The sequence below is a fragment of the Scytonema hofmannii PCC 7110 genome (genome assembly GCF_000346485.2).
In the GTDB taxonomy this organism is placed as follows: Bacteria; Cyanobacteriota; Cyanobacteriia; order Cyanobacteriales; family Nostocaceae; genus Scytonema; species Scytonema hofmannii.
In genome coordinates, this window is sequence record NZ_KQ976354.1 from 1,402,809 (window position 1) to 1,421,403 (window position 18,595).

Consider the following 18,595-nt stretch of genomic DNA (forward strand, 5'->3'; position numbering starts at 1 on the left):
GGACGGGAACTCCATTAAGTATATATAGGTGTGAGCTACCGCAACTTATGCATTTTCAGAAATCTTAGGATTCAAAAGGGAGGGGTGAAACTCCCGTTGCTGGACATTTCACCCCTCAAAATATTAGAAGCCGAAGAAGGCTAAAATGGAATTCATTAGACTTTGAACGATTTGCCCAAATACTGCTTCGGCTACCTGTTCAATCAGTGTCCTCAGCCAAATATTATCCTTTCGCTCAATTGCAGCATTTACATTCTGCTGATATTGCCGATCCATTCTCATCTGTCTGCGTACAGCTTCCAACAATTCATCTTCAGAGTAGCTAACCATGTCTTATATCTCCTTATATCTTTTCACTAAACAAATCAAAAATCTCTTTTTTCTGTTGGCATCGAAAACCACAATGTTAGAATACTTCTTCGCTTCAATCGAAGAACTTTATTCATTTTCTTGCTCCTAAGACAATACCATTGGTATTGAAAAGGGAGGGTAGAAACTCCCGTTGCTAGACATTTCACCCCTCAAAATATTAGAAACCAAAGAAGGCTAAAATGGAATTCATTAGACTTTGAACGACTTGCCCAAATACTGCTTCGGCTACCTGTTCAATCAGTGTCCTCAGCCAAATATTATCCTTCCGCTCAATCGCAGCATTTACATTGCGCTGATATTGTCGATCCATTCTCATCTGTCTGCGTACAGCTTCCATCAATTCATCTTCAGAGTAGCTAACCATGTTTTATATCTCCTTATATCTTTTCACGAGACAAATCGAAAATCACTTTGTTTCTGTTGGCATCGAAAACCATGATGTTAGAATACTTCTTCGCTTCCGACAAAAGAACTTTATTCATTTGTTTGCTGTCAAAGAAGTTTTTGAAACGTTTAATAGCGTTGACTCCCAACTTATTTACAATCACTAACATTAATTGATTCAAATTGTATCTAAACAGGGATGAGCAAGGAATAACTTGATAGTTGTCATACAATCTCTCAAAGATTTTTGAATGTTGGGGAAAGCGTTTTTTCAAACCTTCTAGACTCTGTAGAGTCAAAAACCCATGATAACGAACCGTATCCCGATCGTAAGAAAAAGGAGGCTCATTAACGTCGAAATAACTGTCGTTATAAGTTTGGGAAACAACTAGCTCACCGTAGGGTTTGAGAAATACCTCTTGATAGTATGAAGCCTTTTCTTGCAGAATTTGTCGTGTTAATGGATGAGGTACAAACACTCCATAACGATCCATTTTTGGTAACACCCAGGGAGGTGATGTCGGTAAATCAACAGACAAAATCCAGGGAGGTGATGTCAGTAAATCAACCTTAGTCAAAACAAAAGTAATTTTGCTTATCAACTCCACCTGTTCGCTTTTACTGAAAGAGCTTAAAATTTGATTTAAGGCACGAGTGTCAAAAGTAATAGAGCGATTGTCAGCATGAATTGCCCAGAGAACTACATCAGAATTTAAAAGCTTTTGCCTATATTGTTGAAGATACTGAGCATCAGCTTCATCAGATTCTCCTATACCAGGTAAATCGTAAAACCAAAGTTCATGCCCTAACTGGTTTTTAGTAGTAACGCGCTCAATTTCTTTGGTACATGGACGTACAGAACTTGTCGCTAAACGAGTACCAAACAGAGCATTCAGCAGTGAGGATTTCCCCACACCTGTTTGTCCCATAATAGATACTACAAAAGGTTTGTTTTCTTCTTGAGCGATCGCTCTTTCAACTTCTGCCTTAATCTGTTCTATTTTTTTATCTGTGTATAAGCTTCCTGTCTGCATAAAATCATTTCTCCTCATTCAATTTATGAGAGAGCAAGGTTGTATGAACATTGCTCTAAGCTTTGCTTAGCTGCGTCTCACTTCCTTAGTAAGCGTTCAGCTTTAATCATTAATTTAAGAGAAAGTACTAGATAAAGCAGCTACAATTTATGCTGGCTTGAATGTCGAATCTGGTTCTAAAAAATACACTTTTCTGTATAAACATTGAAGAGGTTAAATTTCATCACTCAGCACATTCCCAACTCAAAACCAAGCCGAGAAGGTAAGCGATACATACCTTGCGGTTCTACAATCGGATCGCCCTTCTGCCAAAGCCCGGTTGAATTCTGGAAAACTGTGGAACAGGTTAGCCCCGCGAATTGCTCCCCCATCAATACGTAGAACCGTTCGCGAAGTGTCCCGCAAGGAAAGTTCTTGCCCTTGGGTATCGCTCACCAAACCCCGAATCCCTACATTCGGTGTCGCCACAGAACCTTCAGCCCCCAACGTAGTATCAGACGTGGCTTGTGCAGGTATACTCTTTGACCAAAGAATGAATGCACCACCAATAGCAATCTTTAGTCCAGTTAACCAGCCAAACGCACAAATACCTCAGACATTGCGCTCTCCTTAGTATTTAGGGACAGGAACTCCATTAAGTATATATAGGTGCAATCTGAGACAATTTATACAGACAAAGTACCTTTTATAAAAAACTTTTCCTAGCTAACACCTGAACTAAAGTTTAGGCGATCGCCTCATCTAACAGTCAGTTAATAACTAAACTTTCAGCTAGTAACAAGGCACAACAGATTATAGTAATCTGTTAGCAACTGTCTATAACAGCTTGTCACTCATGGATTGGATTTTGGACAAAACAGAAAAGTGCATTTTAAAAAACTGGATATAAATTGTAAGTGCATTATTTAGCGCTTGCTCTCATCTTAATAATAAATACTGAATGCTGACCTTCTAGTAGAGTTGACTTGCCAGTAGAAATATTCCGTGATAAGTTGCGTTTCTAGTGACCAGTAAAAATACTATATTTCTTGCTAATGTTTGGTTTCAGGGGCACTTTGAAAGGTACTGTAAATAAAAGCAGAAGTACGAGGGCAGTGAGCAGAAGGTTTCCCACGTTTAGAAGTGGGGACTTTGATAAGGTTGCTATGCGTTTGTTTGCCTCCATTCACACAGCAGGCATATGTAAGTTAAGTGTAGCAGCGTTGCTAGCGTGCATGGGACATCTCGCCATCGCCCACCCGTTAAAAGCAATGCTCCCAGAGAGAGCCGCCACTGAAGCATCTTCTAACTTTTCAATAGCCCAATCGTCCCCCCCTTCTGGAGTCACCATTCCCCCAACTGCACCAGGGCGTGTTGAGGAAACTATTCCCAACCCCACTCAACCTCCTCTACCCATCCCCTCTACTCCAAAAGAACCACCACCCAATCTCCAAACACCGATCGCTCCTCAACCCACCTTACCCCCTTCTCCCACAAACACAAGCTTTTACATCAAAAAAATCGAAGTCCTGGGCAATACCGTTCTTAAAAACGAGATTAATCAGCTAGTCAAAGAATATGAAAACCGGAAAGTTACCTTTGAAGAGTTAATTACTTTGCGCTCTGCTATCACCGAACTTTACTTCAAAAACGGTTACATCACTTCCGGTGCATTTCTGCCCAACAACCAAGATCTAAAAAACGGTCTCGTGGAAATTCAAGTCGTAGAGGGCGACTTGGAGCGAATCGAAATAAATGGCTTAAACCGCCTGCGAAAAGGATACGTACTTCGTCGCCTGGGGAATGCTACAAAAGCTCCCCTAAACCGCAAACGCTTAGAATCCGGTTTGCAACTGTTGCAGCTTGACCCACTTATAGAACGGGTTAATGCAGAATTAACTGCAGGTAGTACTTCCGGTCGCAATATCTTACGAGTAGATTTGAAAGAAGCCCCTGCATTTCACGCAGGTATTATCATCGATAACTACCAATCTCCCAGCATCGGTTCAATTCAAGGTCGAGTCAACGCCCGTCACGACAACTTGCTGGGTTTTGGCGATCGCCTTACCGCCGAATACGGGCGCACCGATGGGCTTAACCTCTACAGCTTCAGCTACGGCTTACCGCTTCTTCCACATAATGGCACTCTCAACTTCAGCTACAGCAACAACGACAGCAACATTATCGAAGACCCTTTCCAAGACTTGGATATTCGCAGCGAATCCGAAACCTTTTCCGTAGGTCTGCGCCAACCCTTAGTACAATCCCCTCAAACTGAGTTTGCAGTTGGTATATCATTAGATGTGCGCCGCTCTCAAACCTTCCTCCTCGATGATATCCCCTTCTCCTTCTCAGAAGGACCGGAAGACGGAAGATCCAGAGTCACCGTCATTCGGTTTTACCAAGACTGGGTCAATCGGAGTGGAACGCAAGTCCTAGCAGCGCGATCGCAATTCAACTTCGGTATTGATGCTTTTGATGCAACTGTCAATAACACGGGAACCGATGGGCGCTTCTTTTCCTGGCTCGGACAGTTTCAGTGGGTACAGCAGTTATCTCCAAGAGCCATACTGCTAAGTCGCATCAACGCCCAGTTAACTCCAGACTCTCTTTTATCATTAGAAAGATTTAGTATTGGTGGTATAGACACAGTTAGGGGCTATCGCCAAAACCAACTCGTATCTGACAATGGCGTTGTCGCTTCTTTTGAACTCCGCGTTCCCGTCACCGCTAACCCCAGAACCCTACAAATCACCCCATTTTTTGAAATTGGCGGTGGGTGGAACAATCGCGATTCCAACCCAGACCCCAGTTTGATAGCAGGTTTGGGTTTGGGTGTGGAATGGCAAATTACCCGTGGTTTGGATGTACGCCTAGATTACGGTGTTCCATTGATTGGAGTGAGCGATCGCGGAGACTCCCTGCAAGATAATGGTTTTTATTTCTCACTGCAATATCAACCTTTTTAACAAATCCCACAGTTAACGAAGCGATCGCGTTTTATGCTTTGCTCTAGGCATAGAGGCTGATCCCAATTGTTGCATATTCGGAAATTAATGCTGAAAACTCAAGTCAAGTTTGGGGTTGATAAAAAGTGTGGAACGATCCCAAAAAACGGAAATCTTTAGAGAAATTATTGGCTCAAATCAAAGCAATTTTGTCAACTGAAGTATGAAGTATGAAGTAACCCCATCAATCCCCAAAAAATTCTCCAACGTCTGCAACGTCTTAAACGGGCAATTCCAGGCAAAGGGCAATTGCTAGAGTTATGATACCAATAGATTGTTTTAACTCTTATAAAAATATGAACATCACATTTTAACTACCTGTTGACAAGTATTAACTGAAAGTTGATACTTTGGTCAGAAAAAACTTTATTAGCAGAAAGGATACCGTTGAACAAGCACTGGACTGTAATTGACCTTTTTTCGGGCGTAGGAGGAATGAGCTATGGCTTCCATGCTCATCCAAAATTCAGGATACTAGGGGCTGTTGATGCCCAGATAGGTAAGCCTAGCAGCAGCAGGGGATCTTTGCAATGTAATCTCGCCTATCAAGCAAATATGGGTTTAAAGCCGATGGACGAGGATATATCAACTCTGGAACCGAAGGATCTACGCAGAGTTCTGGCAAACACTCTTGGTACTGATGCCCCTGATGTCCTAATTTCATGTGCGCCCTGCACTGGGTTCTCCAGAACACTGCCTGAAAATCACCTATTAGATGACCCCCGAAACTCATTGATAACGCGCAGTGCTCTCTTTGTGAAGGAATTTAAACCAGCAATTTTCCTAATGGAGAATGCAAGAGAGTTGGTTGTCGGTAACTTCACTCATCACTACCAAAGGCTACAGGAAGAACTTATGCACCTTGGCTACCAGGTTTATGGGAAAAATTATATGCTGAATCGGTTCGGTCTTCCGCAACGTAGAGAACGGGCATTCGTTATTGCAGTGCGAGAAAATTTCTCCCTCAAAACCCTTGAAGATTTGTGGAGCGGGTTTCGTGTTAGGTTAGAAGCAACCCATGTTCGCAGAGCCATTTCATCACTACCGCCAATAGCTGGGGGGCAGCCAAACCCGAACGATCCCCTGCATATTGCACCCGGATTTTCAGAGCTAAAAAGTTTGAAACGGCTTCAGATGATACCAAAGGACGGTGGTTCTTGGGCTGATTTAAGACATTGCCCAGAGGCACGCGATCTTCTGACTCCGGCGATGTTGCGCTACATTTCTCAGGGAAAATTAGGGTCGCATCCGGATGTGTACGGTCGGTTAAGCTGGGATAAGCCAGCCGTGACTATTAAGAGAGAATGTGCTCATATCGGTAATGGGCGTTACAGCCATCCCGAACAAGACCGTCTGTGTACCGTTAGGGAGATGTCTATCCTTCAGGGTTTTCCAAGGAACTACAAATTTGTGGCATCCGGGCTAGCAAATATGTATAGGCAAATAGGCGACGCTGTGCCTCCGCTCATCTCCTATCAATTAGCTCACCTGTGTGAATGGATTCTAAGTGGCAGAAAACCCTTAATTAGTTCAATTATACTTCCTTATACTCATCTTAAGCTAGAGGATATTGAATCAGAATTTGATGAACAACAGACAAATCTTGAGTTGTCCTCACGTATTTCAATCCCCGTCTGATTCATTCTCATCTCTGTTTACTCCAATTGTAGGTATAACCCATGAGCCGTGAAGGAAACACAGATCGGTTCTCAGACTACCGATTGTGATTTTCTCGACACTCCCGTCTAAGATTAAGGTGAAAGCTGCTTTATTATCTGCCGTATAAACCTTAGCACTGCTGCCTCCGTTCTTTGTTCTTGGCTTAAAGTTGCTCTCCTGCAGCCCTTCGATAAGCATTAATACATGAAGTGGAATTTCATATAGGTCATATCGGACTTTGGGTAAGGTTTTAATCGTATCGTTATCCTGAATCAGGGGTAAAGTTTCCGTTTGATTTTCTGTAGGCAGAGATGGTGGTATATCGTATGCACGTAGCATCACAATCCGTTCGTATTTCCTTAGATGAGAAACAACACGGTATGTTGTTTCTCTGGCGAAGTCTTCAGGAGCTTTGCATTCTCTGATCCACCGGGCTTCCATTAACTTTGAAATAGTAATACTTTTCTTTCGAGTAAGCCCTGCCGAAGCTTCTGTTTTTAACGAAAATTTTACTCCGTCAACTATGACATCTTCTCCCGGATTTGTAGAGTTGAGAGTAATAGAGGCTTTTCTGCCCGCAGAGGTAGAAGCCGCAGCAAAAGCATATTCAAAAGCTTTTTTACTAAATTTTTCTACATGAGTTGCATGATGAATTATCAAACGATTTGAGAAATTCGTAACAAATTCTGGAGCAAGAAGATCGCTACCCTCATTAACAAATTCCTCTATCTCTACAGTCATGGCTTGAGCCATTTCAAGAAGAAGTCCTACTTGAACTATATTAAGCTTACGGACAACCAGGGCTAACTTTTCAGTGATGTTCATTCATCATTACCAACCACTAGAAGGTGATTGCGGAAAAATAAGGAGAAAGCGTACTATGAGCTACGTTATACAGGCGATCGCTTCGCTACAGCATAGCGGCAGATCGCATCAGCTACGAGCGAGCATAACTTGAACCTATCCTACAGCAACAGCAAAGACGAGTAGGAGAGTTACCAGAATTCGTGCTTAACGCTCTTTCATCACTAAGCGGTAATAACCAGTTTTCGATATCTTACCTTCGCGCTCTTTGCGTCTTTGTGGTTAAAAAATATTTTTGAATCGCGTTCGCGTAGCGTGTCCGTAAGGACATAAACACGAGAGCACGAAGAAGATACTCGTTTGAACTTCCGTTAATGTTTCAATATGTGGCAAATCCCGGTCAAGCAGAGAGATGGGTTGATGAATGGGTAGAAGGTCAACTAGTAATTTACAACATTAAAAGCAGAAAGCCCACAAATTAGAGACACGAAGCGTGGTGTAGTGTCTCTAATGTCCTTCAGGTGTGGGACGCGAATAATGCGGGAGGCACAGCCACACCGCATTTTCGCTCATGAATGCGTAGCACCTTTAGGTGCAGTGAATCTTGGTTCGGGCATGATATCAATCATATCTTCTATTAGTCGGGTCATAGATACTTCCCGCTCTTCTGCTAATAACTTTAGCTTATTAAATCTTTTTGGGGTTGTGCGAATTCTAATATATTCTGTCTTCATTTTGTATCCTAATTGTTTCCTACTGTGTTAGTATAACAATAACACAGAAAACAAGGAGGTGATACCGCAATGTTGGTTTTAGAATACAAAGCAGTTGTTGATAACAAAGAACAACGTGACGCTATTGAAGATGCGATTAGGACAACTCAATTTATCCGAAATAAAGCGCTTCGATTTTGGCTGGATAGCCCTCGTGAAGCAAATATCAACAAAAGGTCTTTAAGCACTATTTCAACCACATTGCGGAAAGAATATAGTTTTGTTGAAGAGTTGAACTCAATGGCTTGTCAGGCTGCTACAGAAAGGGCTTGGGCTGCTATTTCTCGGTTCTACGAGAATTGCAAGATTGGAAAACCAGGCAAGAAAGGATTCCCAAAGTTCCAACACGATAACCGTTCAGTGGAGTACAAAACCTCTGGATGGTCATTGCACCCAACAAAAAGACGCATCACATTTACAGACAAAAAAGGTATTGGTGAAGTTAAATTGTTGGGTAAATGGGACATTCACAAGCATCCTGCTGAGTCCATCAAACGAGTTAGAATTGTTCGGCGTGCTGATGGGTACTATGTTCAATTTTGTTTAAAGCTTGATGTTGAGCAAGAAAAAAGAATGGGTGATGGCGAGATTGGAATTGACGTAGGGATTGAGTATTTCTACTCTGATTCCAACGGACATCACGAAGAAAACCCCAAGTTTGCTAAAAAGGCTGAAAAGTCAATCAAGCACGCTCAACGAAGGATATACCGTAAAAAGAAAGGTAGTTCCAACAGACGGAAAGCAAGACAAAGATATGCTCGGAAGCATTTAAAAGTAAGGTGCGATTCGTTGTGGATGAATCACGGTAATCAGTCCGTAAATAACTCCACCAACCCGGCAGCAGATTACTGCCAATAAAGGTTGAACTCTCGGTCTGATGTGGGTGAAAGTCCCACCTACCAGACTCAGGTATGACTCCCTATCTGTCCACGCCGACCGGACTCGGTTTTCGGAGAGCGAAGCTGGAAACAGGGCACAATCAGACGTTCGTTGTGGAATGACACTGGCGCTAATGGGGGGTTTCTATGGTGAAACAGAGCCTGGAAAAGCAACCCATTAAAAAGCAGGGCACAACACCAAAACCCTGACTTCACTGGAGCTAATTCCTGCCGCATCTCTTACTAATAGCGGCGAGAGTCTAAGGAATCCAGTGGTTGAAATGGCTACACCTAAAGAAACTAACAATCTTACCGAGGGAACGAATAAAAACGAAACGAAGGTCAAGGGCGAGGTCGAACCCCTTGTAGGCTGGACGAGCAGATGAATTCTTTCGATTCGGGTAGGACGCGGCGTAATTGCTGCGAGGTGTTCAGAAAACACGATTTGGAGTTAGCGCATGATTAGACACAGTAGCAATACTAGTGAATCCTGGAAAACGTTACCGTGGAAGAAATTCCGCCAAAACTTATTCCGCCTACAAAGAAGAGTGTTTAAAGCTGTTCAAGTTGGAGACTACCGGAAAGCGAAGTCCCTTCAAAAGCTGATTCTGAAATCCACCGGAGCGCGATTACTGGCTGTACGTCAAGTATCACAGCTAAATGCTGGGAAAAAGACCCCAGGAATCGATGGTATAGCCAAGCTCACGTTCGAGCAACGCTTTGAACTGAGTGACGAGCTATTACGCCATGGCAGAAAATGGCAACACCTTGGACTGCGCGAAATTCCTCTCCCTAAAAAGGACGGGAAAATCAGGATTCTTAAAGTTCCCACAATGAGCGACCGCGCTTGGCAATGTCTGGTGAAATATGCCTTAGAACCAGCACACGAAGCCACCTTCCACGCCAGGAGTTACGGATTCAGGACAGGGCGGTCGGCACACGACGCACAAAAACACCTGTTCGATAACCTAAACTCTAGGGTAAATGGAAAGGAAAAACGAGTCATCGAACTTGACATCGAAAAGTGCTTCGACAGGATAAGCCACTCAACAATAATGGACAGACTCATCGCTCCCGCGAGCATAAAGCAAGGAATCTTCCGATGTTTAAAAGCAGGAGTCAACCCAGAATTCCCGGAACAAGGAACGCCGCAAGGCGGGGTGGTAAGTCCCTTATTAGCTAACATTGCACTCAACGGGATAGAGGAAATACATCAATCGGTACGATATGCCGATGACATGATTATAATCCTCAAACCTGAAGACAACGCACAAGAAATACTTGACCTCATCAGCCGATTTCTCGCAGAAAGGGGAATGAATATCAGTGAAAAGAAAACCAAGCTAACCGCTACGACAGATGGCTTTGATTTTCTCGGTTGGCACATAAACGTGCAAGCCAACGGAAAGTTTAGGTGTGTCCCTTCAGTGGATAACTTCAAAACATTCCGTAAGAAAGTCAAATACATTGCCAACAACGCGAACTATGGTGCCACGATAAAGGCTATGAAACTAGCCCCCGTGGTTAGAGGCTGGAGGAACTACCACCGTTTCTGTAAGATGGATGGGTCACGATTCTCGTTATACCACATCGAAAGCAGAGCAATTAAGGTGTTCAACAAGGAAACCAAGCTCAACCGCGAAACTAGCAAGAAATTGCTAGATAAAGCGTTCCCAAAGGTTCCTTACTCCGAAAATAAACACGTCAAAGTCAGAGGTGAGAAATCACCATTCGATGGCGACATCGCCTACTGGAGCGAACGAAACAGCAAACTCTACTTCGGCAAAACCTCTAAAGCATTAAAACGTCAAAACCATACTTGTGGATACTGCGGCTTAAAGATGCTCAGTGATGAGAAGGTACACCTGCATCATGTAGATGGTGACCATAACAATTGGAAAGTAAATAACCTTCTAGCGGTTCACGAAAGCTGTCACGATTATATCCACATGAGCACAGCACAAAGCTAAGAACATCGGGAGCCGGATGCACCCAAAGGCGCACGTCCGGTTCTAATAGAGAGGTGCGCGGGATAATACCCGCCATCGACTCTACCTAGGCAACGCCAAGAACACGCTAAGAGAATAGCGCGTGGTATATGCAACGCTAACGCTTTTGTCGCCTACGAAGACTTAAATATTAAAGGCATGGTAAAGAATCATTGTCTTGCCAAATCTATCAACGATGTAAGTTGGTATTTGTTTCGTTGTTGGATTGAATATTTTGCTCTCAAGTTTAATGTAGAGGTGTCCGGTGTTCATCCACAATATACATCTCAAAAATGCAGTAACTGTGGTGAAACTGTGAAGAAATCTTTGTCAGTTCGTACCCATGTCTGCCAGTGTGGATGCGTATTGCAAAGGGATGTCAATGCGGCAATTAATATATTAAACCGAGCTAAATCTAGGGATGGGCAGTCCCGAAGTAACGCTTCAGGACTAGCAACCTCTACTCTGCTTGGCGAAAGCCTGGTTGAGCAAGTGGCTAGGACGAATGAAGAATCACACGCGCTTTTAGCCGTGTGAGTGTCAAAACCTTTGCCTTGCCATAAGTTGAGCAAACAGACCCTGCTGATTGGCCAATTGCTGAAAACTACCGTGCTGCAAAACACGACCACCGTGAAGTACATAAATACAGTCAGCGTTGCGTATTGTACTCAGTCGGTGAGCAATAACAATTCTCGTCACATTAAGTCTATCCAAACTTTCACTAACAATTGCCTGTGTTTTGTTATCCAAAGCACTCGTAGCTTCATCAAACAGTAAAACTCTAGGTTTTAACACCAACGCTTTCGCAATTAACAAGCGCTGTCGCTGTCCACCAGAAAGATTACCACCTCCCTCACTAATAACAGTATGCATCCCCATTGGCATAGCTTCAATATCTTCAGCAAATCCCGCCATATAAGCAGCTTCCCATGCTTCATCCATTGATACCTGAGTACTACCAGCAATATTCTCAAAAATAGAAGCTGACATTAATCGACTATTTTGCAGTACAACACCCAACTGTCGGCGCACCGCACTGACATCAAGCCCTGCTAAATCCTGACCATCATAATAAATACCGCCAGATTCCGGAGCGTCAAACCCCAATAACAACCGCAATAAAGTTGATTTGCCACTTCCAGAAGTCCCCACCAACGCAATAAACTCCCCCGGTTCCGCCCGCAGACTGACATCATTCAACGTTGGAGGTCCATCATTTCTATAACGGAAAATGACATGATCTACAACTATCCTACCTGATAATCTACCCGGATCTGCCTTAGTAGAATTCACTTCCGGTTCGGCTGTTAAAATTGGCTGCACCCGCTTCCATAAAGGTACAACTTCTAAAACATCCACAACCGTTGTACTCAAACTTGTTGCACCTGCAATGAATATGCCAAAAGCAGCGTTAAATGCCAAGAATGTCCCTGTAGAAAGCCCCCCTTGCAACTGAGATTGCTGTAATGAAGTTGCAGCAAACCAAAAAAGTACACATGATGTCAGCGTAGGCATAAACTTATTAATTGCAAGGAGATTATCTTCAAGAGCTTGGGAACTCAGCACTAGTTTAAGTTGACGGGTATACTCCCTACCCCAATAGCCAAAAGCACGTGTCTCAGCCCCAGCAACTCGAAGTTTGGCTACTCCATTGATTAACTGTACCATGATGCCAAAGAGATTTCCTTCCATCTCAAGTAGGGGACGAATTTTCCGCAGGGTAAGAACGCCAAAGACAATGGTGATGCCAACATTGACAAAAGCAACAACAGTCGCGACCAGGGCGAGTGTTGCACTATAGTAGAAAAGCAGTCCCAGATTCAATAAGGAGAACAAACTGCTGAACAGAGTTTTGAGTACCGTACTACTTAATTTTTGGTGAACTTCACTAATAGCTTGCACCCTGCTTTCTAAGTCACCGACTGAGTACTGACGAAAAAAGGACGCTTTGAGTTTTAACAGCCTGTCCCACACTGCAGCTTGGGTGGAAGTATCCGCATAGGTTTCCAACCTCATAATTGTCAGCCCTTGGGTGAGTTGGAAGAGGGCTTCCCCAATAGTCGCTGCGGAAAGTCCCAAAGCTATTTGCAACAGTAACCCTCGGTTAGCATCTGGAATGGCGTTGTCGATGAGGATAGCAGTCGCTTGGGGTACGAGCATCCCTAACAGGGCTACCACAACTCCTATGACCAGAATAAATGCTAGTTCCTTGAGGTGACCCCGCATGGCAAAGAACAGCAGATCCAATGTTGTGAGTATTTTATCGGGTAAGGGTCGATAAAATACGTAACCGATGGTTGTGAGAGTTGCTGCACTTTTTGCATCAACTGGAGTACGTGTCCTATTGAGTGGATGGAAAATTTCGTAGCGATCGCCAGAAATAGGTAACAGTGCAACCGGGCATTGCTCTTCTACAGTGTAGCCCAGCATGGGACCGCCATTTTGTTTCCACCATTTGTCTGTGAGTTGGATGCGACGTATCCGAATCTGGGAAGCTCGCGCGATACTCCGAAGGAGTCGCTCCGCGAACGCTTCCAGGGGATCTTGAACCCGTTCCAAGTCTTCCGACTGAGATGGAGGACGAATTGTAATTTCCATAGCACGCCCTACAGCACCAGCAGCAATCAGAAGCGCCTCTTCTAGATCGGCTTCTGGTGTCGCGGTTGGGAAGAGGGCTGTTTTTCCTTGTTTTAGAACTCCAGCCAGTTCTTTTAACGTTTCATTCATCACCTGACGATTCAGGCGCTTTTTTTCCTCAGACTTGAGTAATTCTTGCTGTATCTCTCGTTGCTGCAGCAGTTGAATACCGTGGAGGAAATAACTTATGAAGTCAGCTAAACACTCTAGCAAAACATCTGTATCTTGAATATCTCTGGTACGATAATACTCAAGTTCAACCATTTGTTCTGCTGCTTGCAACCACATACCACTCACAAATGGGAGCATACCAGACGAAGGCTCCTGCTTCAGTTCCGCAAATCCCATCCATTTGGCACATCCTCTGCGAATTCGTACCCAGTATACACTACCAGGTTGGGGGGAGAATAATTCGCCATTACCAAAGGAAAAGAATTGAATTCCCGGCTCTAATACGTTATACGTTGGAATAGAAACATCAGCAAGTGCCGAACTCAGTTGATGAATCCAGCGTTCTAGCATCAAAACAGCAGAGCTTTCTTTTACAGTCAGCAAATAATTAAACTCCGCCCTAGTCACCCTAACGATCTCTGCTGGCTCAAGTGACACGGCTATGATTTGCTGCTGCTCCTGGTCTGGCTTTGGTGGAACTGAAAACATCGCTTCTCCAGGTCCAATACTCAAGAGATAGCGACGCTGACCCTGTGGGAGACCGCGAGAGACAGTAATGGCAAACAGTGCAAAAGAACCAGATTGCACAACCCAAACAGTTTGGGTATCGCTCAGAAGTAGGGGTTCATTGCCATTAAACCGATACAGGTCTTGCTGCAAGCCTTGGACTTTAGTGTAAGAATTCATACATTACCCCTCCTCTAGGGCGTCTCCCTCGCTGCGGATCAATTCTAAGTAGAGACCCTCAGCTTTTTGTAATTCTTGATGAGTCCCCCGTTGTACCACCTTTCCCCTTTCTAAGACAATAATCTCATCACAATCTCGGATGGTGCTTAACCTATGTGCCACAATAACGCAAGTACATCCTCTCTGGCGTATCTTTTGGTCGATAATTTTTTCTGTCTCAGTGTCAAGAGCACTAGTCGCTTCATCCATAACACAAATGGAGGGGTTGTTGACCAAAGCACGAGCAATTTCCAAGCGCTGTCTTTGACCGCCACTCAAATTAGCACCACCTTCTAATAGTTGACTGTTATACCCGCCAGGTAAGGAAAGAATTACGTCGTGTATGGCTGCATGTTCGCACGCCCGTACCAACTGAATCTCGCGTATTGTGCTATCCCAAAGAGTTAAGTTGTCCTTAACAGTGCCAGCAAATAGTAGAATATCCTGATCTATAAAGGAGAGAGAATTGATCAGAACGTGACGCGGAATTCGAGACCTAGGTTGAGCGTCGAAGAGAATTTCTCCTTCCCAAGGTTCATACAGCCCGCATATCAGTTTGGCGATCGTAGACTTACCGGAACCACTACCTCCTACTAGGGCGACTCGCTTTCCTGGTTTCACCGAAAGACTGAAGTTTTCAATCAACGGAGGTGCAACTCGGCTGTAACCAAATGTAACGTTTTGCAATTGGATGTAACCTTGTAGTCTAGGGAGTGGGGGATTTTGGATTTTGGATTTTGGATTTTGGATTGGAGATTGAATATTGGGGATTGAGTATTTGTTATCACCTCTGCTCCCCTGCTCCCCTGCTCCCCTGCTTCCCACTCCCCCTTGTCCCCCCTCTGCTTCGTCTACTTTCAAATCCACAGGATTGCACAAAACATCATCTAGACGATTGATACTCCCCTCCATTTCTTGAAGTTCGCTTCCGAGGTTAACGAGATTATTGATAGGTTCCATAAAACCAGACATCAGGCTTTGAAACGCTACCAACATCCCAATGGTAATATCACCGTTCATCACTCGGATACCACCTATGACCAAAACCAGCATTGTTGTGATGTCAGATAGGAAGTTGGGTACAGTTCCTAGAAACTGGTTGCTCTCTTCCATTGTTTGCTGGGCATTAACTGCTTTGGCATAGTAACCCGACCATCGGGAGAAAAAATCTGATTCTAACCCGGATGCCTTTAATGTTTCCATGCTTTGGAGACCGGAAATAGATACTCCGGTAACTTTTCCCTGCTCCTGCATCAATCTCATGTTAGCATCTGTACGTCGCCGAGAGACTAACTGCAAAGTCAGGAGGTTGACGATCGCAAAGAAAATCCCAATCGCTGTCAGTACCGCGTCATACTGCAACATGATTAAAGCATAAAAAATCACCATGACTGCGGCAATTGCTGAAGTCGTCAATCTTCCTGAAAGGATATCTGCCAAGTCATCATTGAGGCGGATACGGCTGCTGATTTCACCTGCAAAACGTTGAGCATAAAAGCTCACAGGCAAACGTAAGATATGCCATACAAATTGGCTGGACATTCCCACAGAGAGCTTCACCTTCATTCGGCGCAGGAACTGCAACTGTAGCATTGTTAACAATGCATTTAAACCACCAGTGAGTAGCATCCCTAACAGCAGAGGGCGCAGCCAGTCTTGTCGATTTTGAATTAAGATATTATCTACAAATACCTGAGTAAATACTGGTATTGCCAAACCGGGTAGTACCAGTAAAAATCCTGCTACAATACAATAAATAAGCACCCCTGTAGAACCTTGTAACCGCTTCCACAAAGCTTGGATAACACTAGGTTTGCTACCACCTTTGGTAAAATCTGGTCCGGGCTGAAAAACTAACACGACGCCCGTGTATGCTTCATCAAATTCTCTCACGGAAACGGTTCGCGGTCCGGAGGCTGGGTCGTTTAAATAAATCTGCTCCTTGCTGAATCCCTCGACAACCAGAAAATGGTTAAAATTCCAAAACACGATGTAGGGACATTCTAACTGGCGCAGGGCATTTAATTCCTTAACTTTTAGACCTTTTCCCACAAGCCCGTAATTTTTAGCAGCTTTGAGGATGTTGGTAGCTTTACTTCCATCTCGAGATATGCCACATACTTGGCGAAGTTCTGCTAGTGGTACAATCCGACCGTAGTAACCCAAAATGATACCTAGAGCAGCAGCACCGCATTCTACTGCTTCCATTTGTATTAGAGTGGGAGTATGGCGTCGGTTATTGTGACCTCCGAATAGAACTTGCAGGTTTTGCAACATATCAATCTACGCCGCTCCAGGATTTGAGGATGGGGAAGACAAAGGTAATTGGGGCGCGTTCCTCAACGGTGACTCGTACAGCGGTTGTGGTTCCTGGTGAAATTTTCATTTGCGGACCTTTGGAAGAGGACCAGCGATAGCCGCTAGAAGTGGAAGAATCTGTTTGTAGTTCGGCAAAAACTTGAATGTGAGGACCTTGTGCTATCAGACTTTGCACAATTTCTGCGTTACCCACTATGCTAGCGGCTCCTTCTTTTGTGATCGGAAAGGTTGAGACATTGGTGACTTTACCCAAAATACCACCAAAGCGTTCTCTTTGGACGGTTTGAGGTGTAATTTGGATCTTCATTCCCGATTGAATTTTCTTGCCTTCTGCAACCGGAAAATAGGTTACGCCTACCATTTTACTGGAGTCCTTCGCTGCGTCTATGCTTCCCAAGCGGGTTCCTGCATTGACAACCTGTCCCGGTTTCACAGCAATCTCTAAAATGCGTCCCTCGTGCTGGCTAATAATTTGGCTGTTATTGCGGAGTTGTAGTTCCAGTTTGGCAATTTCTCTATTGACTTCTTGAATCTCGTTTTTACGAATTGTTGCATCTTGTAGGTTTTGTTTGGCGAGATTGGCTTCTCGGGTATCTAATTCTCTTAATTCGGCTCTGAGTCTGGCAATTTCATTAATATTTATTAAATATGCTTGTTCGGCGTTTGTTTCTTCCACTTGCAGTTTTTGTAACCGGGCGCGGAGACCGGAGATTTCATCATTACTGTTGATAAATTTTTCTTGTGAATCACCTTCTCTGACTTTCAGTTCTTTAAGTTGAGTTTCCATTTGAGCTATATCTTCGACTTTTTTTAGATACTCTTCTTGAACTCTAAAATATTCAGTTTCGGAAACGACTTTCTGGTCTACCAGTTGTTTGAAATTGTTGACTCTTTTTTTGAGGAAGGGAAGTTGAGCTTTTGCTGCTTGAACCCGTTCTTGTAAACTTTGAGTTTGCTGATTAAGAGATTCCCGATTTCTCTGTTTAATCGCAGGTGCTAAATCTTGCAGTTGTGCAAGTCGTTGTTCAAGTTGCTGGCGTTCTTTTTTAATGGCTTCACGGTTTCTTATTTTCAATGTGGGAGTCAAAACTTCTAATTCCCTGATTCGTTGCTGAGCATTTTCCCGTTGTTGTTGAATGGCTTTTCTTTCCCGTTCAATTCCTTGTCCTGCAAGTGAACTGACGGCTCGATCTTGTTCTCTAAGTTGCAACTTTTTCATGTGTTGCTGCTGCAATTGCTTTTGCAGTTCATCTTGATCGATTATTCCCAGTACCTGTCCCTTTTTGACGAAATCTCCCACTTGACTATACATTTCTTTAATGACTCCAAAGCCAGACACTTGGATATCCGTCACCTGGCTGGGGTAGACCATTACTCCTTGACCTTCTACTGTAATTGGGATACGACCTACAATACTCCACGCAAGCCCTGAAACCACTAAACAGCCAAAAGCGGTGAGAGGTAACCAATTTTTTGGGCTGACAATTTTCATGATTTGATCGAGCTGTTCGGGAGAAGATGAACGCTCTAAAGCTTGTTTGCGGAACAGACCAGTGTTTTGGTTAACCATTTGACTCCACCCCTTAATTTGAACTAATCGTGATTTGGACTTTACAGCACTTTTCAAGATCTAGAACTACACTATGTTCTTGTGGTACAAGCAATGTTCTTGTGGTACAAGCAATGTTCTTGTGGTACAAGCAATGTTCTTGTGGTACAAGCAATGTTCTTGTGGTACGGGCGTCCTCGCCCGTAAACTCTTCAAAAGGCAAACTCTTCAAAAGGCGGGCGAGGACGCCCACCCCACCCCATGTGTATTCAACTGAAAATTGCTATTTTTAAATTTCTTTGTAAAGCTATAAG

The 18,595-nt window shown here is 43.8% G+C and carries 11 protein-coding genes and 2 pseudogenes; 5 read left to right on the forward strand and 8 right to left on the reverse strand.

Annotation, left to right across the window (positions count from 1 at the left end; translation table 11 throughout):
• Window positions 1–123: 123 nt before the first annotated feature.
• The 4 genes from WA1_RS06085 to WA1_RS54670 all read right to left on the reverse strand — a co-directional run bounded on the left by WA1_RS06085 (window position 124) and on the right by WA1_RS54670 (window position 2,258).
• Entirely contained in the window at window positions 124–330 is a 207-nt protein-coding gene (locus WA1_RS06085) for a hypothetical protein (protein ID WP_017748088.1), read from the reverse strand.
• Window positions 331–529: 199 nt separating this feature from the next.
• Window positions 530–736 (reverse strand): hypothetical protein, encoded by a 207-nt coding sequence (locus WA1_RS06090; protein WP_017748087.1) that lies wholly within the window; start codon window positions 734–736, stop codon window positions 530–532.
• A gap of 13 nt (window positions 737–749) precedes the next feature.
• On the reverse strand, window positions 750–1,790 hold the full coding sequence (locus tag WA1_RS06095; RefSeq protein WP_017748086.1) for a GTPase family protein: 1,041 nt from the start codon (window positions 1,788–1,790) through the stop codon (window positions 750–752).
• 243 nt (window positions 1,791–2,033) lie between these two features.
• Window positions 2,034–2,258 (reverse strand): hypothetical protein, encoded by a 225-nt coding sequence (locus WA1_RS54670; protein ID WP_148662630.1) that lies wholly within the window; start codon window positions 2,256–2,258, stop codon window positions 2,034–2,036.
• A gap of 782 nt (window positions 2,259–3,040) precedes the next feature.
• Here WA1_RS54670 and WA1_RS06100 point away from each other — a divergent pair.
• Together WA1_RS06100 and WA1_RS06105 are read left to right on the forward strand one after the other, a co-directional pair.
• The gene (locus tag WA1_RS06100) at window positions 3,041–4,738 is read left to right on the forward strand and encodes a ShlB/FhaC/HecB family hemolysin secretion/activation protein (RefSeq protein WP_033336536.1); all 1,698 of its coding nucleotides are present in this window, start codon (window positions 3,041–3,043) and stop codon (window positions 4,736–4,738) included.
• A gap of 381 nt (window positions 4,739–5,119) precedes the next feature.
• Window positions 5,120–6,415, forward strand: a complete 1,296-nt coding sequence (locus WA1_RS06105; RefSeq protein ID WP_272819079.1) for a DNA cytosine methyltransferase — start codon at window positions 5,120–5,122, stop codon at window positions 6,413–6,415.
• Here the strand turns inward: WA1_RS06105 and WA1_RS06110 are convergent.
• On the reverse strand, window positions 6,401–7,261 hold the full coding sequence (locus WA1_RS06110) for a hypothetical protein (protein WP_017748083.1): 861 nt from the start codon (window positions 7,259–7,261) through the stop codon (window positions 6,401–6,403). The two genes, WA1_RS06105 and WA1_RS06110, sit on opposite strands and share 15 nt — an antisense overlap.
• Window positions 7,262–8,043: 782 nt before the next feature.
• Between WA1_RS06110 and WA1_RS06115 the strand changes: the two are divergent.
• The 3 genes and pseudogenes from WA1_RS06115 to WA1_RS52325 form a co-directional block, all read left to right on the forward strand.
• Window positions 8,044–8,790 (forward strand): annotated as a pseudogene (locus tag WA1_RS06115) (RNA-guided endonuclease InsQ/TnpB family protein); the annotation flags it as partial.
• 559 nt (window positions 8,791–9,349) lie between these two features.
• Window positions 9,350–10,861: a group II intron reverse transcriptase/maturase gene (locus tag WA1_RS06120; RefSeq protein WP_017750084.1), complete on the forward strand. Its 1,512-nt coding sequence runs from the start codon at window positions 9,350–9,352 to the stop codon at window positions 10,859–10,861.
• An 87-nt stretch (window positions 10,862–10,948) separates the two neighbouring features.
• Window positions 10,949–11,416: pseudogene (locus WA1_RS52325) on the forward strand (RNA-guided endonuclease InsQ/TnpB family protein); the annotation flags it as partial.
• 3 nt (window positions 11,417–11,419) lie between these two features.
• Here the strand turns inward: WA1_RS52325 and WA1_RS06125 are convergent.
• The 3 genes from WA1_RS06125 to WA1_RS06135 are packed head-to-tail and all read right to left on the reverse strand — an operon-like array spanning window position 11,420 to window position 18,302.
• Window positions 11,420–14,374 (reverse strand): NHLP bacteriocin export ABC transporter permease/ATPase subunit, encoded by a 2,955-nt coding sequence (locus tag WA1_RS06125; RefSeq protein WP_017750082.1) that lies wholly within the window; start codon window positions 14,372–14,374, stop codon window positions 11,420–11,422.
• Window positions 14,375–14,377: 3 nt separating this feature from the next.
• Window positions 14,378–16,690, reverse strand: a complete 2,313-nt coding sequence (locus WA1_RS06130; protein WP_017750081.1) for an NHLP family bacteriocin export ABC transporter peptidase/permease/ATPase subunit — start codon at window positions 16,688–16,690, stop codon at window positions 14,378–14,380.
• 1 nt (window position 16,691) lies between these two features.
• Window positions 16,692–18,302: an NHLP bacteriocin system secretion protein gene (locus WA1_RS06135; protein WP_017750080.1), complete on the reverse strand. Its 1,611-nt coding sequence runs from the start codon at window positions 18,300–18,302 to the stop codon at window positions 16,692–16,694.
• Window positions 18,303–18,595 lie beyond the last annotated feature (293 nt).

Excerpts from the sequence above, each read along its gene's own strand:
- WA1_RS06085 (WP_017748088.1), bottom strand. The coding sequence starts at position 330 with ATGGTTAGCTACTCTGAAGATGAATTGTTGGAAGCTGTACGCAGACAG.
- WA1_RS06090 (WP_017748087.1), bottom strand. The coding sequence starts at position 736 with ATGGTTAGCTACTCTGAAGATGAATTGATGGAAGCTGTACGCAGACAG.
- WA1_RS06095 (WP_017748086.1), bottom strand. The coding sequence starts at position 1,790 with ATGCAGACAGGAAGCTTATACACAGATAAAAAAATAGAACAGATTAAG.
- WA1_RS06100 (WP_033336536.1), top strand. The coding sequence starts at position 3,041 with ATGCTCCCAGAGAGAGCCGCCACTGAAGCATCTTCTAACTTTTCAATA.
- WA1_RS06110 (WP_017748083.1), bottom strand. The coding sequence starts at position 7,261 with ATGAACATCACTGAAAAGTTAGCCCTGGTTGTCCGTAAGCTTAATATA.
- WA1_RS06120 (WP_017750084.1), top strand. The coding sequence starts at position 9,350 with ATGATTAGACACAGTAGCAATACTAGTGAATCCTGGAAAACGTTACCG.
- WA1_RS06125 (WP_017750082.1), bottom strand. The coding sequence starts at position 14,374 with ATGAATTCTTACACTAAAGTCCAAGGCTTGCAGCAAGACCTGTATCGG.
- WA1_RS06130 (WP_017750081.1), bottom strand. The coding sequence starts at position 16,690 with ATGTTGCAAAACCTGCAAGTTCTATTCGGAGGTCACAATAACCGACGC.
- WA1_RS06135 (WP_017750080.1), bottom strand. The coding sequence starts at position 18,302 with ATGGTTAACCAAAACACTGGTCTGTTCCGCAAACAAGCTTTAGAGCGT.